At 72.2% G+C, this 22,497-nt stretch carries 22 protein-coding genes; 12 read left to right on the top strand and 10 right to left on the bottom strand.

Features of this window, described 5'->3' with window-relative positions:
* Positions 1-43: 43 nt before the first annotated feature.
* The 4 genes from AC1DZC_RS16065 to AC1DZC_RS16050 all read right to left on the bottom strand — a co-directional run bounded on the left by AC1DZC_RS16065 (position 44) and on the right by AC1DZC_RS16050 (position 5,376).
* A complete protein-coding gene (locus AC1DZC_RS16065) occupies positions 44-976 on the bottom strand; it encodes a hypothetical protein (protein WP_477043958.1) in 933 nt (310 codons plus the stop codon).
* Between the two features lie 139 nt (positions 977-1,115).
* Entirely contained in the window at positions 1,116-3,944 is a 2,829-nt protein-coding gene (locus AC1DZC_RS16060; RefSeq protein ID WP_477043957.1) for a hypothetical protein, read from the bottom strand.
* Between the two features lie 105 nt (positions 3,945-4,049).
* Positions 4,050-4,670, bottom strand: coding sequence for a pentapeptide repeat-containing protein (locus AC1DZC_RS16055; protein ID WP_477043956.1), 621 nt, complete (start codon positions 4,668-4,670; stop codon positions 4,050-4,052).
* 34 nt (positions 4,671-4,704) lie between these two features.
* Entirely contained in the window at positions 4,705-5,376 is a 672-nt protein-coding gene (locus AC1DZC_RS16050; protein ID WP_477039745.1) for a response regulator, read from the bottom strand.
* A gap of 113 nt (positions 5,377-5,489) precedes the next feature.
* Here AC1DZC_RS16050 and AC1DZC_RS16045 point away from each other — a divergent pair, with 113 nt between their 5' ends.
* The 5 genes from AC1DZC_RS16045 to AC1DZC_RS16025 all read left to right on the top strand — a co-directional run bounded on the left by AC1DZC_RS16045 (position 5,490) and on the right by AC1DZC_RS16025 (position 9,742).
* Positions 5,490-6,662 (top strand): sensor histidine kinase, encoded by a 1,173-nt coding sequence (locus AC1DZC_RS16045; RefSeq protein WP_477039746.1) that lies wholly within the window; start codon positions 5,490-5,492, stop codon positions 6,660-6,662.
* 207 nt (positions 6,663-6,869) lie between these two features.
* Entirely contained in the window at positions 6,870-7,289 is a 420-nt protein-coding gene (locus AC1DZC_RS16040) for a hypothetical protein (protein ID WP_477039747.1), read from the top strand.
* 25 nt (positions 7,290-7,314) lie between these two features.
* Positions 7,315-7,962 carry a signal peptidase I gene (locus AC1DZC_RS16035; RefSeq protein ID WP_477043955.1) on the top strand — a complete coding sequence of 216 codons (648 nt, stop codon included), beginning with the start codon at positions 7,315-7,317 and terminating at the stop codon, positions 7,960-7,962.
* The gene (locus tag AC1DZC_RS16030) at positions 7,959-8,810 is read left to right on the top strand and encodes a hypothetical protein (RefSeq protein ID WP_477043954.1); all 852 of its coding nucleotides are present in this window, start codon (positions 7,959-7,961) and stop codon (positions 8,808-8,810) included. The genes AC1DZC_RS16035 and AC1DZC_RS16030 overlap by 4 nt, the downstream gene beginning before the upstream one ends.
* Before the next feature lie 35 nt (positions 8,811-8,845).
* Positions 8,846-9,742: a ricin-type beta-trefoil lectin domain protein gene (locus AC1DZC_RS16025; RefSeq protein WP_477043953.1), complete on the top strand. Its 897-nt coding sequence runs from the start codon at positions 8,846-8,848 to the stop codon at positions 9,740-9,742.
* A gap of 29 nt (positions 9,743-9,771) precedes the next feature.
* Here the strand turns inward: AC1DZC_RS16025 and AC1DZC_RS16020 are convergent, their stop codons facing one another.
* Both AC1DZC_RS16020 and AC1DZC_RS16015 read right to left on the bottom strand, forming a co-directional pair.
* Positions 9,772-10,575 carry an SGNH/GDSL hydrolase family protein gene (locus tag AC1DZC_RS16020; RefSeq protein ID WP_477039751.1) on the bottom strand — a complete coding sequence of 268 codons (804 nt, stop codon included), beginning with the start codon at positions 10,573-10,575 and terminating at the stop codon, positions 9,772-9,774.
* A gap of 33 nt (positions 10,576-10,608) precedes the next feature.
* The gene (locus AC1DZC_RS16015) at positions 10,609-11,286 is read right to left on the bottom strand and encodes a uracil-DNA glycosylase (RefSeq protein WP_477039752.1); all 678 of its coding nucleotides are present in this window, start codon (positions 11,284-11,286) and stop codon (positions 10,609-10,611) included.
* A 125-nt stretch (positions 11,287-11,411) separates the two neighbouring features.
* On the opposite strand from AC1DZC_RS16015, the gene AC1DZC_RS16010 reads away from it, so the two are divergent.
* The 5 genes from AC1DZC_RS16010 to groL all read left to right on the top strand — a co-directional run bounded on the left by AC1DZC_RS16010 (position 11,412) and on the right by groL (position 16,220).
* The gene (locus AC1DZC_RS16010; protein WP_477043952.1) at positions 11,412-11,726 is read left to right on the top strand and encodes a DUF3263 domain-containing protein; all 315 of its coding nucleotides are present in this window, start codon (positions 11,412-11,414) and stop codon (positions 11,724-11,726) included.
* A 119-nt stretch (positions 11,727-11,845) separates the two neighbouring features.
* The gene (locus AC1DZC_RS16005; protein WP_477043951.1) at positions 11,846-12,433 is read left to right on the top strand and encodes a LytR C-terminal domain-containing protein; all 588 of its coding nucleotides are present in this window, start codon (positions 11,846-11,848) and stop codon (positions 12,431-12,433) included.
* 131 nt (positions 12,434-12,564) lie between these two features.
* Positions 12,565-12,768: a cold-shock protein gene (locus AC1DZC_RS16000; RefSeq protein ID WP_477043950.1), complete on the top strand. Its 204-nt coding sequence runs from the start codon at positions 12,565-12,567 to the stop codon at positions 12,766-12,768.
* A gap of 73 nt (positions 12,769-12,841) precedes the next feature.
* Positions 12,842-14,323, top strand: a complete 1,482-nt coding sequence (locus tag AC1DZC_RS15995; RefSeq protein WP_477043949.1) for a phytoene desaturase family protein — start codon at positions 12,842-12,844, stop codon at positions 14,321-14,323.
* Positions 14,324-14,591: 268 nt separating this feature from the next.
* Positions 14,592-16,220 (top strand): chaperonin GroEL, encoded by a 1,629-nt coding sequence (gene groL, locus AC1DZC_RS15990; protein ID WP_477039757.1) that lies wholly within the window; start codon positions 14,592-14,594, stop codon positions 16,218-16,220.
* A gap of 213 nt (positions 16,221-16,433) precedes the next feature.
* On the opposite strand, the gene AC1DZC_RS15985 is transcribed toward groL, so the two are convergent.
* Entirely contained in the window at positions 16,434-17,660 is a 1,227-nt protein-coding gene (locus AC1DZC_RS15985; RefSeq protein ID WP_477043948.1) for a pyridoxal phosphate-dependent aminotransferase, read from the bottom strand.
* Positions 17,661-17,969: 309 nt separating this feature from the next.
* Between AC1DZC_RS15985 and AC1DZC_RS15980 the strand changes: the two genes are divergently transcribed.
* Both AC1DZC_RS15980 and atzF read left to right on the top strand, forming a co-directional pair.
* The gene (locus AC1DZC_RS15980) at positions 17,970-18,737 is read left to right on the top strand and encodes a GntR family transcriptional regulator (RefSeq protein WP_477039759.1); all 768 of its coding nucleotides are present in this window, start codon (positions 17,970-17,972) and stop codon (positions 18,735-18,737) included.
* Positions 18,738-18,988: 251 nt separating this feature from the next.
* The gene (gene atzF, locus AC1DZC_RS15975) at positions 18,989-20,752 is read left to right on the top strand and encodes an allophanate hydrolase (RefSeq protein WP_477043947.1); all 1,764 of its coding nucleotides are present in this window, start codon (positions 18,989-18,991) and stop codon (positions 20,750-20,752) included.
* Positions 20,753-20,951: 199 nt separating this feature from the next.
* Here the strand turns inward: atzF and AC1DZC_RS15970 are convergent, their stop codons facing one another.
* From AC1DZC_RS15970 to AC1DZC_RS15960, 3 genes are all read right to left on the bottom strand, one after another.
* Positions 20,952-21,224 carry a DUF4031 domain-containing protein gene (locus tag AC1DZC_RS15970; RefSeq protein WP_477043946.1) on the bottom strand — a complete coding sequence of 91 codons (273 nt, stop codon included), beginning with the start codon at positions 21,222-21,224 and terminating at the stop codon, positions 20,952-20,954.
* A 45-nt stretch (positions 21,225-21,269) separates the two neighbouring features.
* On the bottom strand, positions 21,270-21,560 hold the full coding sequence (locus tag AC1DZC_RS15965) for a WXG100 family type VII secretion target (protein ID WP_477039762.1): 291 nt from the start codon (positions 21,558-21,560) through the stop codon (positions 21,270-21,272).
* A 181-nt stretch (positions 21,561-21,741) separates the two neighbouring features.
* Positions 21,742-22,461, bottom strand: a complete 720-nt coding sequence (locus AC1DZC_RS15960) for an HD domain-containing protein (protein WP_477039795.1) — start codon at positions 22,459-22,461, stop codon at positions 21,742-21,744.
* Between the last annotated feature and the right edge of the window lie 36 nt (positions 22,462-22,497).

Genomic DNA, 22,497 nt, shown 5'->3' with positions numbered 1-22,497 from the left:
ACGAGGCAGGCGACGAGGCTCCGGAGCGCCGTCTGCCGCACGGCTACTCGCAGTCCGGGATGGCGTCGACCGGGACGCCGAGCATCCCGACCTCGGCGTCAGTGAGGTAGTCCTGCACTGTCGCGCCGGAGTAGTAGACCGCGTCCTCGTCGACGTCGTAGCAATACTCGTCGCCGGGGATCGTCGCAACCACTGCGGGCGTCGGATAGTCGTAGGTCGCCCAGCCCGTGGGCGTCAGCAGGCCGATGCCGCCGGCGGGCTCGAACATCGCGATTGTGGCGTCCCAGCTCAGCTTGTAGAAGCCGCCGGGGATGATGGTGGGGGTCGGGTACCCGCGACGGCCCCACTCGGCGAACGTGAGCTTGTGGTAGACCGAGCCTCCGTCGACTGCGAACAACTCCGGGGACGTCGCCCAGCCGACGTACATCGTCGCCGAGAGCGGCGGTGAGACGACTACACCGCCGCTCGGCTTCGGCTGACCTGCGGCGATCCACTCGGCGAGGGTCAGCGCGTGCTTCTCGGGGCCCACCCAGGCCCAGATCGTCGGATCGCCCGCGTCCTGCGTGTAGCGAAGGATGTAGCCCGGGAGGTTCGTCGTGACCTCAGGGTTCGGAAAGCCGGCCCGCGCCCAGCCCTCGAAGGTGATGGGGGTGGCGTTGCCGAAGAGTGCCGTCGGCATGCCGGGGAGGGTGGGCACGGCCACGATCGTCGACAGCCAGGGTGCCTTGACGTACCGCACGATCGCCGGTCGCGGCGCCGGGAACCCCTGCGAGGCCCAGTCCGCGAACGTCGCGTTCCGGCTCTCCCACGTGTTAGGTCCGACCTGGTGGTACCACAGCAGCGTCTCCGCGTACGGCACCGAGTAGAAGCCGGCGGGCGTCGAGTTGAAGAGTCCCGCGGAGGCGCTCGTCGTCGGCAGCACCGATGCCGAGACCAGCAGGCCGAGCGCGACGAGCCGGGCAAGTGTGCGACGCATCTAGAGCTCCCCTGTTCCGCTGCGGACCGCAGCCGTCAGCGCGCGGGGCCGACGCGGCGGCACCCGGGCTGACGACGGAGCGTAGCGGTGAGGACCTGGTCGCGTGCCCGAATTGCCCGGCGTTCACCCGGTCGGGTCCCTAGGGACGCTTCAGCATCGCCACCAGCTCGTCGAGCTGCTCGCGGTACTGCGGCGCGCGTGGGTAGTTCAGGTGCGTCCCGATGGAGAACAGGTAGGTCGTGGTGTCCTCCTCCTGCGCCGGCCGGTCGATGGGGGAGCCGACGTAGTCGTCGACGGGGAAGCCGATGTAGTCGGTCCGTCGCCACAGGCTGCGCCAGCGCAGGTCGCCGTTGCCGGGCGTGGTCAGGGAGTCGACGACGGTCAGACCGGGTGGCGCGGGGGTCGGCGGCGCGAGGGTCCACGGGTCGGCGGCCCAGACGCGGGGCGCCCGGATGGCGTGCGTGCCGAGAGCACCTGGCCCCAGGAGCTCCGGGAAGAACCGGCCGAACAGGGGCCGCAGCTGGGTGCCGTAGGTGAGCAGGGCGACGCGGCGGTCGGTCGGGCCCGACCCGTCGACCGCGTCCCACCGCGCGAAGAGCGCGCCGACCGCCAGGACGGCACCGAGGCTGTGCGCGGACAGGACGACCGACCGCGGCGGTAGGGACGCGCGGTCCTTCTCCGCGACGTCGAGCCCGCCGAGCCAGCTGTCGATGCGCGAGCGAAGCTCCGGGACGGCGCGCTCCGCGTAGCAGGGCGGTGCGAACGGGTGGGCTGCCCGGGGGAGGAAGCACATCAGGTCCCAGAGCAGCCCCCACGGCCGGGTCAGCGACTTCTTCGAGCCCGCGAGCACGACGCTGGTGAAGAGCAAGCCCGCGGCGAGGCCGATCGCGGGTCCGGCCCAGGCGGTCATGAACGACCAGAGCTGCCCGCCGTCCTCCTGGAGCTGGTCCCGGAACCCGCGCAGCACGAGCGACGCCGCGATCGCGAACCAGAAGATCGTGCCGAGGGTGCCGACCACGCGTTCGGCGCGGTGCGCCAGGGCGGCGTTGTGCCGGCTCGCCTGGAGCGCGCCGTCCACCGTGCTCTGCCCGCCGGGCACGTCCGCCACAGGGATGCGCCGCAGGACGGCCGCGCGCAGGAGCATGACCACGATGAAGAGCGCGAGGACCGCGAGGCCGAGCACGCTGACGATCGCGAAGTCGCGGTAGGCGGCCGAGGGTGTGAGGTGCACGGCGTCGGTCAGCGTGATCTGGACGGGCCGCCGCAGCGTGTCCGCCGCATCGAGGGCGGCCTGCACGTCCTTGTCCAGCGCGACGTTCTCGGGTGCCCCGGGCCGTTCGAGCCAGGCGGTGACGCCGGCGACGAGCGCGGCGCTGAGCACCATCGCCGCTCCCGCGGCGATGCTCAGGAACACGAACGGCGCGTGCCCGCCGAAGCCGATGAGCGCGCGGTTCGGCTGGCGCGAGTTCGCGACGAGCGCCACCACGACCAGGATCACGGCGGCCGCGACCGCGACGCCCCACAGCACGGGGGACGCCGTCGTGTCGTCCCACCACACGGCGGCGACCGACGCGAGGGCGGCGACCGCCGTCAGTGACCCCCACACGAAGGCAGGCAGGCGTCCGCGCAGCCCCACCGCGACCAGGCACAGCATCACGAGGATGCCGACGAGCACGGTCGGGACCGCGTCCAGCCCGACGAACGGCACGGTCCCCGTCGCCGGCAGCTGGTCGGCGGGCAGGTCGGGCGTGACGGCCTGATCGCCCGTGCCGGCGACGAACAGCTCGCACGCGGCGAACACCACGACCGAGATCAGCAGCGCGACCACGTCCGGCCCGCGGCGGACGGGCGGCGGCTCCTCGTGCATGGTCCGGCGGTCGATGCCGGCGGGGTCGATCCGGAGCATCGCGACGCGGAGCGCGGCCACGAGCAGCAGGAGCGCCGCCACCACGACCAGGACGGCCCAGCGCGTCGACCCGTCCTGCGACTGCCAGGCGGCCGGGTCGAGGCAGCCGTTGGTCCCGAAGTCCTGGCCGAACCAGCACTGGGGAGTGGCGTAGTAGAGGTAGTGCCAGGCGAGCACGAACGTCAGCAGGGCGAACGCGGCCGTGAGGTGGTTGAGCCACAGCGCGCTCGACTGCTTGGCGTGCGCCCAGAACCCGTGCCGGGCCAGGACCGGCCAGCGGCCCGCGTTGGCCTTCTCGGTGAGGTCGCTCGTCCCACCGGTGGCGTTCGTGATCGAGCGCCGGCTCTCGTAGCGCACGTTCCCGGTCGAGCCGACGGCGCCGAGCGCGAGGACGGCGAGCGCCGCGAGCAGTGCGAGCACCGCGGTGCGCGGTCCGGCGTCCCACCGCGCCCACGAGTCGAGGAACGAGGGCATGGCGGCGCACACCTGCACGTGCGCGACCGGTTCGGCCGTCATCGGGCCGTAGCACTGGGCAGCGATCGTCCACAGGAAGACCGTCGCGGCGGTGGCCACCCAGAGCAGGGTGAGCACGAGGCCGAAGAGGCGGACCAGCGCGCCGGCCGCCGAACCGCGACGCTTCCCGCGGGGTTCCGTGAGGTCCAGCGTCCAGTACGCGACGTTCGCGAGCCCGAAGGGGATGATGACGACCCACAGCGCCCGGATCACGCCCGCGACCGTGCCGCTGAGCGCGCCGAGCCCGGGGACGCTCGCCAGACGCGCCATCGCACCCCACGAGTACGCCTCGCGTCGCACCCCGAGCGGGACCTGACGGGGGTCGTCGGCGGGGAGCTTGGCGACGGCCGCCTGGGCCGCCTCGGTCGGTATCCAGAAGGAGCCGAGCTCGTCGCCGTCGACCTGCTCCACCTGCCCGGGCGTCAGCTCGAGCATCCCCGCAGGCGGCGTGTTCGAGATGCCGTGGATCCGCAGCTCCAGGACGGCGGGCCTCTGCTCGGCAGCCGGCTCGGGCGGCGGCTTGCGGCGCAAGGTGGCGAGCAGTCCCATGACGGTCCCCCCGGTCGGCCGGGCCGGACGGCCCTGGTCGACGCTATCGGCGCCCCGCCGGGGCGGGAATGTCCCGAATGCCGTTTTCACCCACCGGCGAGGACGTCATTCCACGCGCAGGTCCAGCCCCATCGCCTCGACGATCACCACGGCCTGCGGCAGCGTGATGATCGCGCGGTCGAGGTTCACGGTGGCGGGGTCGATGCCCGACAGGAGACTGCCGCGCAGGTCGCAGCCCGACAGGTCCGACAGGTGCAGCCAGGCGGACGTGAGGTCGCAGTCGCGCAGCGTGCCGCCTGGGGCGCGCAGTCCGGTCAGGTCGGCCTCGCGCAGGTTGACGCCGGTGAACGTCGCCGAGTGCAGGTCCGCGCCGGGCATCCCGACGAACGACCAGTTGCCGCCCTCGACCTTGGTGATGTCGAACGTGCAGCCGTCGAACAGGGAGCCGATCAGCTTGCAGCGCTCGAAGCGGGCGTCGAAGAACGTCGACCGCGAGAACGTGCAGTTGATGAAGGCCGCGTCGGTGTGCGCCGAGGCGTTGAACTTCGCGTGCCGGAACGTGCACTCCTCGAAGACCGCGCCGACGCCGAACGACTCCGTCAGGTCGAGGTCGACGAACTCGACCCGGGAGAACGTCGCGCCGGACAGGTCGCGGGCGTACCAGTCCTCGCCGCGGACGGTGCTGGTGGTCAGAGGTGCGGGCTCGCCGCCCCGGCGTTCGGCCATCCGTCGATCATGGCCCATGCCGCCGACATGGAGGTCAGCTGGTGGGACCGGTCTGCTCGAGCAGGCGCAGCGCCGCGCTCACCCGCGGGTTGCGCTTGGGGTCGCTGTCGATGCCGAGCGTGGCGTACATCCCGTTGACGTGGTTCTGTACGGACTTCTCCGTGATGCCGAGGCGGTCGCCGATGCCCGCGTTCGACAGGCCCGACGCGAGCAGCCGGAGCACCTCGTACTGGCGGTCGGTCAGGCGCGCCACCGCCGATCCGGCGCGCGGGGTCATGCGCGCGAGCAGGGCCGGGTCGAGGACCGTCTCGCCGGTCGCTGCCGCACGCACGGCGCCGATCAGGACCTCCTCGCTGGTGGAGGAGTTCTTGGACAGGTAGCACCAACCGGCGGCGACGTCGGGGGGCAGGTCCAGGAGCAGGTCCATGGCGTCGTGCGCGGAGAGCAGCAGGATGCCCAGCCCGGGCATGCGACGGCGGAGCGTGACACCCAGCGCGATGCCGTTGCCGTCGGGGAGGTCGATGTCGAGGATCACGACGTCGACCAGCCCCGGCCTGATCATCCGAGCGGCCTCGGTGGCCGTGCCGATCGCGACGACGACGTCGAGCCCGAGCGTGGATGCCAGGGTGTGCTCGAGCATCGATCGGAACAGCGGCTGGTCCTCGACGACGGCGACGCGGATCGGTTGGTGGCTGGGTGTGCTCATCGGCACCAGTATCGTCGGGAACCGCTCGGTTGTGCGCCCACGCGCCCGGTCGGACCGGACGAAATCGGTGGATTCCCGCGGTGGCACCGCCCGCGACGGACGAAGGAGCGCAGATGACGATGCCGTCGGCGGACTCGGCAGCGGCCGTAGCCGTGCGCCTCGACGACGAGCGACGGGACCGTCGCACGCTCCTGCGCGGGACCGCCGGCATCGCGCTCGGCTACGGGTTCGGTGCCGCGCTGCAGTCCACCTACGTCTACTCGGTCTACGTGACCAACTGGACCGTCGCGCCCGTGTGGAGCCGGATCGCCGCGAACGTCGTCGGCGTCCTCGCCCTGGTCGGGGCGCTCGCGCTCGTCCGGGCCCACCGCGCGCGCGGCGTCATCCTGGTGCTCGGTGCGGTCGTCGTGTCGGCCTGCGTCGGCGCGGCCGCCCGGTACGGCACGCAGCTCGCCCTCGGCATCTACGCCGACCCCGAGGGTGCTGTGCGCGACGCCGAGCTGTTCAGCGGCTTCCTCATGGGCACGATCTCCGGCCTGATCGGGATGTGGGCCATGGTCTCGCGCCGCGCGATGCGGGACCGGATCCGCGCGGGGACCCGCGACGCCGTGCACATCGAGGTGGCCGTCAAGGCGCTCGAGCAGGAGGAGATCCGGGTGCGCCGGGCGGTCGCCGAGGGGTTGCACGGCACGCTCCAGTCGAAGCTCGTGCTCGTCGACGCACGCCTCGCCTCGCTGCTCGCCCGGCACGACCAGGACGCACTCGACGACGAGAGCCGCGCGAGCGTGGAGTGGATCCGTGCCGAGCTCGACGAGGCCCGCGAGATCGACGTGCGCGAGATGAGCCGGCTCCTCTACCCCGAGCGCCTCGAGCTGGGCCTGGTCCCGGCGCTGCGTGCGCTGCTCGGCAGGATCCCGGCCAGCGTCGCCACCCAGCTCGTCGTCAGCGACGCCGTGCGCAAGCTCGACGACCCCGAGAGCGGCTCGCTCACGGTCAGCGAGCGCCTGCTCGCCGTGCGCGTGGTCGAGGAGGGCATCACCAACTCGCTCAAGCACGGTCCTGCCGCATCCGTCCGGGTCGTCCTGGACGTGTCGGACGGCCTTCTGCACGTCGGCGTGCAGAACGACGGCGAGCTCTACGACCCGACGTCCGCGGGCATTCCGTCCGGTACCGCCCGGCTCGACACCAGGTTGTCGCTGGTCGGAGGGCGGCTCGAGTTGAAACCCGGAGGTGATAAAGGCGCCCACCTGGACGCCTGGTTGCCGCTCGGGACGGGTGCGCTGTAGCAATTCTTGAATGCCCTTTGTCGCATTCCTCCGAATTGCCATGGGTGAAAGAAACGGGCATGTCTGGCCCCCCAGGTGCTGCCACCTAGGACCAAACGAGTGAAGTTGCCGAAGACACATACGTTCACGGACAGCCGTCCAACGGTCGTCGTGAGCGGGTGTCGGTGAGTCGCCGATTCCCGGCCGCTTACCCATCAGGAGATCACCATGAGCACCAAGTCCAAGAAGTCCCGCAAGGGCCTCGCCATCGGCCTCGCCATCCTCGGTGTCGCGGGCCTCTCGCTCGCGTCGGCGTCCGCGCTGAACCTGACGGGTGCGCCGCAGCTGCAGGCCGGCGTCAAGGACGTCACGGGTTGCCAGACCAGCTCCATCGCCGTCGCCTTCACCGCTCCGGCGCTCACCGCGGGCACCTACACGTCGGCCAGCCTGACGCTGACGAGCTTCGACGCCGGCTGCGCGCTGCCCGCCGTCGCCGCCAAGTACAAGGTCGCGCTGCTCGGTTCGGGCAACGTCCTGCTCGGCACCGAGTTCACCGGCAACGTCGCGGGCGGCGTCCTGACGCTCCCGCTCAGCGCGGCCCAGTCGGCGGACGCCATCACGCGCGTCGCCGTCACGATCTACAACTGATCGAACCCTCGACGGACCTGATGTCGTGAGCGAGACGGCTCTGCACGCCGCACCTGACGCCCCTGCCGGGCGCCGGGTGCGGCGTGCTGTCGTCTCCGTCCTCTTCTGGTCCTTCGCCGTCGCCGCGGCGGTGCTGCTGTGGCCCGCCAGCCTCGGTGGCTGCACGCAGCTCATCGTCGTGTCGGGCCACTCGATGGAGCCGACCTACAACACCGGGGACCTGGTCGTTGCGCGCTGCGGCGAGCCGGCCGTCGGTGACGTCGTCGTCTACCAGCCCGAGGGTCTGAACGGTCACGTCATCCACCGCGTCGTCGGTGGCGACGGGACCGACGGGTGGCTGATGCAGGGCGACAACAACGACTGGATGGACCCCTTCACGCCGACCGACGACGAGGTCGTCGGCATCGCGCAGTTCCACCTGCCCCGCATCGGGCTGGTCACCACGGCGCTCGCGTCCCCGTTCGTGTGGGCGTCGCTGCTCGTCATCGCCATCGCCCTGTTCCTGTGGCCCCGTGGCGAGGACGACGACGAGTCCGACGAGACCGGGTCCGACGAGACCGAGGCCGACGAGACCGAGTCCGACGAGACCGAGGCCGCCGACCCCGACGAGCCCGTCGACACCGACCTGGCCGAGATCTTCGCCGGCGCGGACACCGCGGACGCGGACTCGTGACCGCGCGCACCTCGGTGCGCGCCGCGCTCACCCAGCGCCACCGCAACGCCCTCCTCGCCATGCTCGCGATCCTCGTGCTCGCCGTCGCGAGCGCGTCGGTGTCCAGCGCCTCCGCGCTGACGCTCATCGGCGGCAAGGCCCCGAAGGCCCAGATCGCGGACCGCTGCACCTCCCAGACGGTGAGCGTCACGACGCCCGCGACGTCCGGCACCGCGAGCAGCCTGACCGTCGGCAACCTCGACACCACCGGCTGCGCGGGCAAGACGCTCGTCGTCGCCGTGTACGACCCCAGGGTCGGCAGCTGGGCCGCCGCGAAGAAGCTCGAGGTGACCGGGATCGTCAACGCCGCGACGATGACGCTGACGTCGACCTCGTCCTTCACGCCCTCGTCGTCGCAGAAGGTCTACGTCACCCTCGGCGGCTGGCCCGTGGCCGGCACCTGGACGTACTCGAACCCGAGCACCGCGCCGCTGGTCACCTGCGTCGCGCTGAACAACCCGTCGCTGACGTGCACGGCGACGCTGACGAGCCTGGACAAGTGGGGTTCGCCCTACTCGGACTACAACGCGTACTTCGCTGTCTCCAGCCCGTCGGCCTCGACGAACGTGCAGTGGCAGATCACGATCAACCTGGCCAGCTCGAGCTTCCCGTTCGTCGCGCGGTCCATGCACCACAACAACCAGTCCGCGCTCGGTGCCGGGTGGACGTGCGCGCAGATGCCGATGCTGGTGCTCACCGGGCAGGCCGGCCCCAACACGGCGCTCGTCGGCGGTGGCAAGACCGTCAGCGTGTACCTCAACGGTCACGCGACCGCGGCCGCCGGCGACGACCTGTACGTGTGCCCGTGAGGACGCGGGGGAGGTCGAGGCGCTACGCGTGGCTCGTGGCCGTGGTGGGTCTGCTCGTGCTCGCGCTCCTCGGTCAGTCGATGGCGAGCGCGGCGCGCATCACGATGACGTCGAAGCTGAAGCCCTTCAGCTCCGGCCAGAACCGGTGCACCTCGCAGACGGTCGCGGTCATCACCAACAACGTCCCCGCGACGAGGCTCGTCGTGAACAACATCGACGCGGCGAACTGCGTCGGGAAGACCATCTCGGTGTCGGTCTACAACCCCAAGCTCTCGTCGACCTGGTCGGCCGCGCAGCTGGCGTCGGCCAGCGCGACGATCACCACCACCACGACGACGTCGATCACGATGAACGTCGGTTCGTTCACGGCGATGGTCGCGCAGCGCGTCTACGTGACGATCGGCGGGTGGCAGCTGCCCGGGACCTGGACCCCCGGGACCCCGACCACGACGCGCACCGTGTCGATGCGGGAGAACCAGCACGGCAAGTGCCTCACCGTGAACGCCGGCAACAACGGCAGCAGCAACGCCGCGCTGGCCGACGGTCAGCCCGTCGTGATCGCCACCTGCGCAAACGGGACCGTCCCGACGAGGCAGCGCTGGGCCCAGATGAGCGACGGGACGTTGCGCGCGGGAGGCTTCTGCCTCGCGGTGCCGAACAACACCGCTTCCGACGTCAACTACCTGCAGATCAAGAACTGCGCGGCGCTCGCCGGGATGCAGTGGACGATGGACAGCGCGAGCTCCGACCCGGGCACGTTCCAGTGGGTGTCGGGACTGTGGTGGACGCCGGACCCGACGAACAACGGGTGCCTCGACAACGAGGGCGAGGCGGCCACGGACGGGACGCCCCAGATCCTCTACCACTGCATCGATTACCACGGGAACCAGGAATGGGCGCTCACCCTGATCAGTGGGGCCGCAATTCCGTAGAAGGCCGAATGCCCGACGGACCGACGAGCTCAGTCCAGCGGGCTGAGCTGCGGCCGCTTGGGCACGCGCAGGTCGCCGCTGGACCTCCCGCGCAGCCGTCGGGTGGCCCAGGGGTAGACGTGGACCCGGACCCACTCGGCGTCCTGCCGGGCACGTGCGAGACGCGGGGTGGGGGGCAGCGGGGTCAGCGGGTCGTCCCAGTCGGGCTTGTCGGGCTGCAGGCCGAGGCCGACGAGGGCGGCCTGCGCGACGCGGGCGTGCCCGTCGCTGGTGAGGTGGATGCGGTCCTCGGACCACATGCGCCAGTCGCGCAGCGAGCGCATGCCCCACGTGTCCAGCACGTAGGCGCCGTGCCGCCGGGCCATCGACCAGATCAGCGAGTTGTAGATGCCGACCCGGCTGCGGGTGGCGTTGACCAGCGGGCTGCCGAACGCGTCGTACCCGGTGCCCAGCAGGACGTCGACCCCCGCCTCGCGCAGCCGCACCACGCGGGCCTCGAGGTTGCGCGCCATCCGGTCGATGTCCGCGGTCGGTCGCAGGATGTCGTTGCCGCCGCCGACCAGGCTCACCAGGTCCGGCTGCATGCCGAGCGCGACGGGCACCTGGTCCACGAGGATCGAGCGGAGCAGCTTGCCGCGGATGGCGAGGTTCGCGTACTGGAGCGTGGGCTCGCCGGCCGCCTTGCGACGCTCGGAGAGGTGCGACGCCAGCAGGTCGGCCCAGCCCCGCTGCGGGGCCTCCATGCCGTCGGGGGCGTCCCAGAGTCCTTCGGTGAACGAGTCGCCGATGGCGACGTAGCGGGACCAGCGCGGGACGGGGGAGTGCTCAGTCACGTCGCCAGTCTGCCAGGGCCCCCGGGCAACCGTTCAGGCGAGCGACCAGTCGACCGGCGATGCACCCTGCGCGACGAGCAGCGCGTTCACCTTCGAGAACGGCCGCGACCCGAAGAACCCTCGGCTGGCCGACAGCGGGCTCGGGTGCACGCTCTCGACGGTCGGCACCGAACCCAGGGCCGGCTTGAGCGACTGCGCGTCGCGCCCCCAGAGCAGGGCGACGAGCGGGCCGCCGCGTTCGACGAGGGCGGCGATCGCGCGGTCGGTCACCGTCTCCCAACCCTTGCCCCGGTGCGACGCGGGCGTGCCCGGACGCACCGTCAGCACCCTGTTGAGCAGCATCACACCCTGGTCGGCCCACGGGCTCAGGTCGCCGTTGACCGGCGGAGCGACCCCGACGTCGGCGACGAGCTCCGTGAAGATGTTGCTCAGCGAGCGGGGCAGCGGACGCACGTCGGGCTGCACCGAGAACGACAGGCCCATCGGGTGGCCCGGGGTCGGGTAGGGATCCTGGCCGACGACGAGGACCCGGACCTGCGCCATCGGCCGACGGAACGCGCGGAGCACGTCGTCGCCTGCCGGGAGGTAGCCGCGGCCGGCGGCGACCTCGTCGCGCAGGAACTGGCCCGCCGCCCGGATCTGCGGCTCGACCGGCGCGAGGGCGGCCGCCCAGTCGGGTGCGACGAGCTGGTCCAGGGGTGCGGCGGCCACGACGGCGAGGATAGGGGGTGAGGTTCCCGCGTGTCGTCGCGGGACGCGCGGGCAGGAATGACACGGGTGTCATTCCGGCCTACGATGACGAAGGCCGATCAGCTGTACGAGCACCAGGAGGATGCATGGACGTCGCGACGATCTCGATCGACTCGCACCCGTCCGCCCTCCCGGACGACCGGTCCCACGGCCAGCTGTCGGAGCGCGACGAGCAGGTCCTCGCGTTCGAGCGGCAGTGGTGGAAGTACGCGGGCGCCAAGGAGCAGGCCATCCGCGAGCTGTTCGACATGTCGGCCACGCGGTACTACCAGGTGCTCAACGCCCTGATCGACGACCCGGCCGCGCTCGCGCACGACCCGATGCTCATCAAGCGCCTCCGCCGCATGCGCTCCTCGCGCCAGCGCGCCCGCACGACCGCCCGCCGCCTCGGCGACGCCTGAGCCCGAGCGACGGTGGACCTGCTCGCCGGGCCCGTCGTCTGTCCCGGTGCACGTGACATGCGCGACCGTGCGCGCCGGTTGTCGCCCCGCGCATGGTCCGAGCCGTTAGCCTGTCCGGCGTGAGCAAGGCCGACACCCACTACGCCGAGGACGAGTTCGACGTCCCCAACCCCGAAGCAGCCCGTGGCGTGCACCGGGCCCCGCGCTCGGCGTGGAGCCGTTGGTGGCCGTTCGTGGCGGTGCTCGTCGTCGCGCCGCTCGTCGCCTACGGGCTCGTGACGCTGGCCGCCAACCAGGGTGACCTGCCCACCAGCGGGAGCTCGCAGGGCACCGACCCGTCCGCGTCCGACGGCGCGACCGCCCCGGCGGACGGCGCGACGGACGGCACCGGCGAGACCGCGCCCGCCGAGCCCGAGGCGCCCGCCGTCAACATGGCCGCGCCGATCGAGGTGCTCAACGCCGCGAAGATCTCCGGCCTCGCCGGCGACCAGGCCAAGAAGCTCACCGACGCCGGGTTCACCGCGGTGACGACGGGCAACTTCACGGGGACGGCCCCCGCCGACTCGGTCATCTACTACGCCGGCGAGGAGCTCGCGCCCACCGCGCAGCTCGTCGCGACGACCCTGGGCGTCCCGACCGTGACCCTCTCGGCCGCGGACGCGGGGACGGGCATCTCCGTGGTCCTGGCCAGCGACCCCTCCAGCTGACGAGGCCCGTCGCAGGGGTCAGCGGAAGTCGTCCCACGACCCTGGTCGGCGCGGGACGCCGCCACTAGGCTCTCCGGCACCGGGCGCCGGCGGAGCGCCCGGCACACCCGAGTTGCGTCGAGGAGCACCGGATGGCTCAGGGCACTGTGAAGTGGTTCAACGCGGAGAAGGGCTACGGCTTCATCACCCCGGTCGGCGGGGGGCCGGACCTGTTCGTCCATTTCAGCGGGATCCTCATCGACGGCTACCGGTCCCTCGACGAGGGCCAGGACGTCGAGTTCGAGGTCGGTCAGGGCACCAAGGGCCCGCAGGCCGAGCAGGTCCGAGCACTCTGAGCTCGAACACGTCGGGCGACGGGCCGTCCACCTCCGGGTGCGCGGCCCGTCGCCGCGTCCGCGGGTGCCCGGCGTGACGAGGGTCGACGTTGTCGTCGTCGGCTCCGGGCCCAACGGGCTCGCGGCGGCGGTCACGCTCGCGCGGGCGGGTCTGTCGGTGCAGGTGCTCGAGGCGCAGGACACCGCGGGGGGCGGCGCGCGGACGCTCGACCTCGGGCTCGCGGACGGCGTCGTGCACGACATCTGCTCGGCGGTCCACCCGATGGCGGTGGCGTCCCCGTTCCTGCGGGAGTTCGACCTGCCGGCCCGCGGCGTCGACCTGCTGCAGCCGGAGGTCGCCTACGCCAACCCGCTCGACGGCGGCCGAGCCGCGCTGGCCTACCGCTCGCTCGACCGCACGGCCGACGGCCTCGGGGTGGACGGCCCCGCCTGGCGCGCGCTGCTCGGACCGCTCGTCGACGACCCAGACGGCGTGCTCGCCCTGGCGCTGGGCGACCACCGGCGGGTCCCGCGGCAGCTCACCACGGCCGCGGCGTTCGGGTTGCGCCTCCTGGAGCAGGGGACGGCCGCGTGGGGAGCACGGTTTCGCGACGAGGAGGCCGCGGCACTGCTCACCGGCGTGGGCGCGCACGCCATCACCCGGCTCCCGTCACCGAGCGCGGCCGGTACCGCGCTCCTGCTGGCACCGCTGGCCCACGCGGGCGGCTGGCCCGTGCCGCGCGGCGGCAGCGGGGCGATCGTCGAGGCGCTGCTGGCCGACCTGCGCACGCACGGCGGCTCGGTGGTGACGGGGACGCCGGTGGAGCGTGCCGCCGACCTGCCGCCCGCCCGCGCGTACCTGTTCGACACGTCGCCGCGCACCGCGGTCCGGGTGCTGGGGCGGCGCGTGCCCGTGCGCACGGCCCGCGGCCTGGTCGCGTTCCCGCGCAGCCGCGGGGCGGCGGCCAAGGTCGACCTCGTCCTGTCGGGGCCGGTGCCGTGGGCGCACCCCGAGGTCGCGCTGGCCGGCACGGTGCACCTCGGCGGCAGCCGGGTGCAGGCGGCGGCCGCGGAGGCGGCTGTCGCGTCCGGCCGCCACGCCGAGCGGCCGATGGTGCTGGTCAGCGACCCGGGGGTCGTCGACCCCTCGCGTGTCACGACGGCGGGCCTGCGGCCGTTCTGGGCCTACGCGCACGTCCCGGCCGGATCGACGCTCGACGTGACCCGCGCCGTGATCGACCAGGTCGAGCGTTTCGCGCCCGGGTTCCGGGACCTGGTGGTCGCCTCGCGCTGCGTGCCGGCAGCGCGGCTCGCCGATCACGACGCCAACCTGGTCGGCGGCGACATCTCGGGGGGCGCGGTGTCGCTCTACCGGATGTTCGCGCGGCCGCGGCTCGCCTGGGACCCCTACGTGCTGGCACCCCCTGCGGCCGGGGTCGCAGGTGTCTGGCTCTGCTCGTCGTCGACCCCGCCCGGCCCGGGAGTGCACGGCCTGCCGGGTTGGTACGCCGCCCGCCGGGCGCTGCGCGACGGGTTCGGCATCCGCACGCCCCCGTCGCTGGCGCCCTGGGACTGAGGAGCGTCCGAGAGCCTGCGACGGCGACCGCCGACCCGGACATCTGGTGTGGGATCTGCGTCTCACGGGCACCGCTCTGGGCGAACGCTGCTTGCACTCTCGGGGGTCGAGTGCTAACCATTGGACTTAGCACTCTCCGGTGGAGAGTGACAGAATCACCACGGCCGTCCGGTGAGGGCCGTCGCACGCGGGACAAGACCGCGAGCGGCGTGCTCGTCCGTCGCGGGCACCTACGGCCGACCCGAACCCAGTGAAGGATCACAGCCCCATGGCCAAGATCATTGCCTTCAACGAGGAGGCCCGTCGCGGCATCGAGCGGGGACTCAACATCCTCGCCGACACCGTCAAGGTCACCCTCGGCCCGAAGGGCCGCAACGTCGTCCTGGACAAGAAGTGGGGCGCCCCCACGATCACCAACGACGGCGTCTCCATCGCCAAGGAGATCGACCTCGAGGACCCCTTCGAGAAGATCGGTGCGGAGCTCGTCAAGGAGGTCGCCAAGAAGACGGACGACGTCGCTGGCGACGGCACCACCACCGCCACCGTCCTCGCCCAGGCGCTCGTTCGCGAGGGCCTGCGCAACGTCGCGGCCGGCGCCAACCCCATCGCGCTGAAGAAGGGCATCGAGAAGGCCGTCGAGGCCGTCACCGCTGCCCTGCTCGCGCAGGCGAAGGAGGTCGAGACCAAGGAGCAGATCGCCGCCACGGCCGCGATCTCCGCCGGCGACCAGGCGATCGGCGACCTCATCGCCGAGGCGCTCGACAAGGTCGGCAAGGAAGGCGTCATCACCGTCGAGGAGTCCAGCGCGCTGGGCCTCGAGCTCGAGCTCACCGAGGGCATGCGCTTCGACAAGGGCTTCCTGTCGGCGTACTTCGTCACCGACCCGGAGCGCCAGGAGGCCGTCCTCGAGGATGGCTACGTCCTGCTCGTCGAGGGCAAGATCTCGAACGTCAAGGACCTGCTGCCCCTGCTGGAGAAGGTCATCCAGTCCGGCAAGCCGCTCTTCATCGTCGCCGAGGACGTCGAGGGCGAGGCCCTGGCCACGCTCGTCGTCAACAAGATCCGTGGCACGTTCAAGTCGGTCGCCGTCAAGGCCCCCGGCTTCGGCGACCGCCGCAAGGCGATCCTCCAGGACATCGCCATCCTCACGGGTGGTCAGGTCGTCTCGGAGACCGTCGGTCTGAAGCTCGACACGGTCGGCCTCGAGGTCCTCGGCACGGCGCGCAAGATCGTCGTCACCAAGGACGAGACCACGGTCGTCGAGGGTGGCGGCGACGCCGCCCAGATCACGGGCCGCGTCACGCAGATCCGTGCCGAGATCGAGAACTCCGACTCGGACTACGACCGCGAGAAGCTGCAGGAGCGCCTGGCCAAGCTGGCCGGTGGCGTCGCCGTCATCAAGGCGGGCGCGGCCACCGAGGTCGAGCTCAAGGAGCGCAAGCACCGCATCGAGGACGCCGTGCGCAACGCCAAGGCGGCCGTCGAGGAGGGCATCGTCGCCGGTGGTGGCGTGGCGCTCATCCAGGCCGGCAAGACCGCGTTCGAGGGCCTCAAGCTCGAGGGCGACGAGGCGACCGGTGCTGCGATCGTCAAGCTCGCCATCGAGGCTCCGCTCAAGCAGATCGCGATCAACGCCGGTCTCGAGGGTGGCGTCGTCGCCGAGAAGGTGCGCAACCTCCCGGTGGGTCACGGCCTCAACGCCGCGACCAACACGTACGAGGACCTGCTCGCCGCGGGCGTCAACGACCCGGTGAAGGTCACGCGCTCCGCCCTGCAGAACGCGGCCTCGATCGCCGCGCTCTTCCTCACCACCGAGGCCGTCGTGGCCGACAAGCCGGAGCGCAACCCCGCGCCGGCCGGTGGCGGCGGCGGGGACGACTTCGGCGGCGGTTTCTGATCCGCTGAGTCACCTCTGAACGACCCGGAGCGGGCCGGTCACCTTCGGGTGGCCGGCCCGCTCTGTCGTGCGTGACGTGAAGCCGCCCCGCCCCCGCCCCGTCGCCGTGAAGTCGACGTAGGGAGTTGTCGACGAGGTAGTGAGCCGCAACTCACTACCTCGTCGCGAGCTCACTACCTCGGCGCCGGTCGTCGGTCTGGTCGGCCGGCGGGTCTACTGCCGGTAGCTCGCCAGGAAGTTGCCCATGCGCTCGACGGCCTCGGCCAGCACGCGGGCCTCGGGGAGCGTGACGATGCGCAGGTGGTCGGGGGTCGGCCAGTTGAACCCGGTGCCCTGCACGAGCAGGATGTGCTCGCTCACCAGCAGGTCGTAGACGAGCTGGGAGTCGTCGTGGATCTCGTGCACCTCGGGGTCGAGCCGGGGGAACAGGTACAGCGCCCCCTGCGGCCGGACGCAGGTGACGCCGGGGATCGAGGTCAGGCCCTTGTAGGCGACGTCGCGCTGCTCGTGCAGCCGGCCACCGGGGGCGATCAGGGCGTCGATGCTCTGCACGCCTCCGAGGGCCGCCTGGACGGCGTGCTGCGCGGGGACGTTGGGGCACAGGCGCGTCGAGGCGAGCAGCGTGATGCCCTCGAGGAAGCCCTTGGCGTGGTCGCGCGGGCCGGTCACCACCATCCAGCCCGACCGGTAGCCGGCCACGCGGTACGTCTTGGACAGCCCGTTGAACGTCAGGCACAGCAGGTCGGGCGCGACGGAGGCCATGGGGATGTGCACGGCGTCGTCGAACAGGATGCGGTCGTAGATCTCGTCGGAGAGCACGAGCAGGCTGTGCTTGCGGGCGATCGCCGCGATGCCCTCAAGGACCTCGCGCGAGTAGACGGCGCCGGTCGGGTTGTTCGGGTTGATGACGACGAGTGCCTTGGTGCGCGGGGAGACGAGCGACTCGAGGTGCTCGAGGTCGGGCTCCCAGCCGTTGTCCTCGTCGCACCGGTAGTGCACCGGCTTGCCGTCGGACAACGAGGTCATGGCGGTCCACAGCGGGTAGTCCGGCGACGGGATGAGCACCTCGTCGCCCTCGTCGAGAAGGGCCTGCATCACCATGGTGATGAGCTCGGACACGCCGTTGCCCAGGTAGACGTCGTCGACGTCGATCAGGGGGAAGCCCGGCTCGGTCTCGTACCGGGTCACCACCGCGCGACGAGCGCTGAGGATCCCGCGCGAGTCCGTGTAGCCGTGGGCGTGCGGGATGGCCGCGATGACGTCCCGGACGATCTGGTGCGGCGCCTCGAACCCGAATGCGGCCGGGTTGCCGGTGTGCAGCTTGAGGACCGTGTAGCCCTCGGCCTCGAGCCGGGCGGCCTCGTCGAGCGCGGACCCGCGGATCTCGTAGAGGACGTTCCTGAGCTTCGACGACTGGTCAAGCTTGCGCAGCGGTGCCATCTGCCGAGCGTATCGAGGCGGTGCCGGGTCGAGGGCCGACGACCGCGGCGGTCGCGTTTCCGGTCCACGCTCGGACCGGGACGAAACAGACCGTTTACTGGGGGTCGTCGGTGCCGGAAACACCCCCTGCCTAGGTTCGTCCACCATGGGCACAGCGACGTATACAGGTCGGGACACAGCGCGGTGTCGCGAACCCTTCGGTGCAGGGGATCAGCGTGCGCGCGGCCGCGGCACGGTGACTGTGACCGGGTCGACGTGCTGGATACCGCCGCGTCCGCAGGGCAGTATCCGGTGGGAGGACTACTCTCGATGACCATGAGCACGGGCGGGCCGGCGGGCATGGACGAGGCTCCGGCAACACCGTCCGGGCTGCCTTCGGGCCCGTCGGACGAGGTTCCGTCGGAGGACTCCAGGTCGCTGCGCGAGGTGGTCTACCACCGGCTCCGCGACGACATCCTCAACGGACGCGTCTCGCCGCGTGAGCGCCTGACGGAGCCCAAGCTCGGCAAGGCGTTCGAGGTGTCCCGCACCCCGGTGCGCGAGGCGCTGTCCCGGCTGCTCTCCGACGGTCTCGTCGAGCGCACCGACTTCGGGTACGCGGTCGTCGTGCCGAGCCTCGAGGACCTGCGCAACCTCTACGAGCTGCGGATCACCCTCGAGCTGCGCGGCATCGCGCGCGCCATCGAGAACCCGCAGGTCCGCCACGACGAGGCACTGCTGCGCGCCGAGCTCGCCACCTGGGAGCCGCTGCGCGACGCGCCGCCGGAGCCCGACCCGAGCTTCGTGATCCTCGACGAGCGGTTCCACCAGGTGCTGTCCCGGTCGTCGGGAAACACCCAGCTGACCGGGGCGCTGGTCACCGTGAACCAGAAGATCCGCGCGGTGCGCATGCACGACTTCGTCGAGGAGGACCGCATCACGGCGACCATCGACGAGCACATGGCGATCCTGCGCCTGGTGCTCGCCCGTGAGCTCCCCGATGCGCTGACCGCCCTGCACAAGCACGTCGGCGAGTCCCTCGAGGTCGTCATGCAGCGCGCCACGCAGGCCATGACCCGGATGGCGCTGGCGGGCTGAGTCCCCGCACGGTCGCCTGGCGTCGCCCACCCGCGCGCCCTGGGTGTCCGCGTAACGCGGCGTTTACCCGGGCACCGCGGGAGGGAAACACGCCCTGCCTAAGGTATGGATACCGGGGTGTATACACCGGTGCCGAGGGAGCTTCTCGGCTCGCGACGACAGCCGGGGGACCACGTGTTCGACATCCAGCCCGTCGAGCCTCTCCCGCGCGTCCCGTCGGGCGCGTCGTCGGCGGTCCCGGTGGTGGGTGCGTGACGGGGACGACCTCGGTGCTGTCCGGCGAGCCGACGGTCTCGTCGGCGGGGCCGGCCGAGATCCGGGTGCGGCTCGCCTACTCGCGCATCGCCGAGGTGGACCGGCCCGAGGTGTGGATCGCCCTGCTCCCGCTCGACGACGCGCTCGCCGCGGCGCGGCTGGTGGACGCGTCGGTCGCCGCCGGGGCGATTCTGCCGCTGGCGGGCCTGACCCTCGTCGTGAAGGACAACGTCGACGTGCGCGGACTGCCGACGACGGCCGCGTGCCCGTCGTTCGCGACCGACCCCGCCGGGCGTCCCGGTGTCGCTATCGCGACCGCCCCGGCCGTGCACGCGCTCGTCGACGCGGGTGCGGTGGTGCTCGGCAAGACCAACCTCGACCAGTTCGCGACGGGCCTCGTCGGAGTGCGTAGCCCCTATGGCGCCGTCCGCAACGCGACCCTGCCCGACCGGGTGTCCGGCGGGTCGAGCTCCGGTTCCGCTGTGGCCGTCGCGCTCGGCATCGCCGACATCGGTATCGGCACCGACACCGCGGGCTCCGGGCGGGTGCCCGCCGCGTTCCACGGGATCGTCGGCATCAAGACGACCGTGGGCCTGGTCCCGACCACCGGCGTCGTGCCGGCGTGCCGGTCCTACGACGTGGTCACCACCTTCACGCGGGACCTCGAGCTCGGCGTGCTGGCGACCCGGCTGATGACCGGCGCCGACCCGAGCGACCCCGCGCGACGTCCCTGGCCCGTCGACGTCCGGCTCGGCCTGCGCGCCGCGCCCGTGGTCGCGGTGCCGCGCGACGAGGACCTCGCACCGCTGTCGCCCGGCTGGCGCGCCGCGTTCGAGGACGCCGTCGCGGCGGTCCGCGCGACCGGTGCCTCGACCCGGACGGTCGACGTGTCCGGCATGCTCGACGCCGCGCGCCTGCTCTACGACGGTGCGATCGTCGCCGAGCGCTACGAGGCCGTCGGCGCGTTCCTCGAGAAGGCGCCCGACGCCGATCCGACCGTCGCGGCGATCATCGCGGCCGGCCGCGACATCACTGCGGACGCCTACGTCGCCGACCGGGCCCGGCTAGCGGTGGCCCGGGTCGAGGCGCTCCAGCTGCTCGACGGCTGCGACCTGCTCCTCCTGCCGACGACCACCGAGCACCCGACGATCGCCGCGGTCCAGGCCGACCCGGTGGCCATCAACCGACGCCTGGGCACCTACACGAACTTCGTGAACCTCTTGGATCTCGCGGCAGTCGCGATCCCCGCCGGCACCGCCGACGGCGGACCGTTCGGCGTGACGCTGCTGGCCCGTGCGTTCGAGGACCAGCTCGCCGTCGACCTCGCGGCACGCCTGCTCGGGACGGCCCGTGCGTCGATGGTGTCGTCGGCCGGGGTCGAGGTGCTGGTCGTCGGAGCGCACCTGCGCGGACAGCCGCTCAACGGCCAGCTCGAGGCGCTCGGCGCCCGGTTCGAGCGGTCGGTGCGCACCACCGACGCCTACCGGCTCGTCGCCCTGGCCACCGAGCCGCGCAAGCCCGGTCTGCTGCGGGTAGGTCCCGGCGACGGTGCGCCGATCGCGGGGGAGGTCTGGCGGCTGTCGCCCGGCGCGCTCGGTCGGTTCCTGGGCGACCTGCCGGCGCCGATGAGCCTCGGCCGTGTCGAGCTGTCGGACGGCGCGTGGGTGGTCGGCTTCGGCTGCACGGTCGAGGCCGGCGCCGCAGGGTCCGACATCACGGCGAGCGGCGGCTGGGTCGCGGCTCTGGCTGCCGGTCTGTGACCCGCGCTGGTCGACGTGGCCTCGGTACGGGTCGGGCGGACGCCGCCTCGCGCCGAGCGGACGCCGCCTCGCGCCGAGCGCACGCCCCCTCGCGCCGAGCAGACGCTCCCGCGTCAGCGTCCGCTCGACGCGGGTAGAGCCGGATCGCGCCTGGTCGACGAGGCCGGCGCCCGCCTGCGCATCCGCCAGCCGAGAGCGCTCAGTGGTGGCCGCGGTCGCGGGCCGGGACGCGCAGGCCGGACGCGCGGAGGCGGCGGATCAGCTCCTTGGCACTGACCAGCTCGGCCCCGAGCGCGACCAGCTCCTCGATCCGCTGGTCGGGCACGTCGTAGTGGTCCAGGTCGAACCCGCGTTCGGGGATCCCCGCCCGAGCGGCAAACGCGTGCAGCTCCGCCAGCGACGAGTCGCTCACCAGGTGGCCCCAGAGCATCCCGTGGTTGGGCCACATCGGCGGGTCGACGAGCACGCTCATGGCCCGAGACTAGGCGCCCCGGCGCACGAGGACCGGGAGGAGGCGTCAGGTCGCGAACAGGCGGCTGGCCTGGGTCTCGGCGTCGGCGTAGGCGCGGGCCGCCGTGTGCATCGCGGCGACGATCTGGTCGAGCGACGCCTCGAGGCGCGACTCGGTGGCCGACCAGTCGCCGAGCACCCCGCTGAACGCGGTGGCGGCGGCGCCCCGCCAGGATCCCTGCAGCTCGGCCAGCTGGCGGTGCATCGCGGCGACCTCCGACCGGATCGTCGCCGCACGGGCCTGCACGCTCGCCGCCGCCTGGGACACCTGCGCGCTGTCGACCTCGAACCTGGTCACGGAACCTCCCTCGTCCGGGGCCACGCTCCGGCGCCGGGATCGACGCGGAGACCATGCGGCCCGCTGGACGACGACGCTACGGACTCGCGAGGCGTCCGTACCGAGGCCGAGGGGAACCGTGGGTCCCGCGGCTGTCGCACGGGGCTGTGGTCACGTCGGTCCCTGCTGCAGGGAGGGCAGGTCAGGCGGACTCGCTGGCGGCTGCGGCCGCCTCCAGGCCCCTGAGCTCCTTCTCCAGGCGCTGCAGCTCGCCCGACAGGTTCTGCCGCGCGGGCTCCTCCCAGGCCGCACCGAGCGGGCTGACGAACAGCGACGGCCGGGCGAGGAGCTTGTGCAGGATGCGCACGCGGGCGCGCAGGTAGTCCTCGATGGGCAGGTGCGCGTACTCGGCGCGAACGTCCTGCAGGTACGCCTTGTACTTCTGCGGCTCGGCGGCGAGCATCGCCAGGTCGGCGTCGCAGAGGACCGCGCAGTCGAAGTCGGTCGGGTTCGGGGCGTGCCGGACCAGGGCGACCACCAGGTCGTGCACCCGCTCGGCGCGCGCCTCGGGAACGCCGAGGGCGAGCAGCTCCGTGCGGGCCAGGCCGGCGGACGCGATCTCGTCCTCGCCGCCGCGGTTGGCGTAGGCCTTGCGGTCGGCGGCGTCGAAGATCGCGCCGTGGTACCAGGCGGCGAGCCGGACGACGTCGGGCTCGTGGGTCTCCTCGACCAGCTCGTCGACGCGGACCAGCACGTCGACCAGGTGCTTCAGGTTGTGGAACGACCGGCCGGGGGATCCCCAGCGATCCACGAGTGCTTGCCCTGCGTCCCGGATCTGCTCTGTCGAGGCGGTCGCCCCGACCGCGACGACACTGCGTACATACGCGGACAACAGCCACTGCGGTGCGTCATGGACGCCCATGAAGTCCAGCCTCACGCCGACGGTAGGAACCCGTCA

This window comes from Cellulomonas sp. P2_B4, from assembly GCF_056404795.1.
Note: the sequence above shows the minus strand (reverse complement) of the source record. Positions and strands in the feature narration are given on the sequence as shown.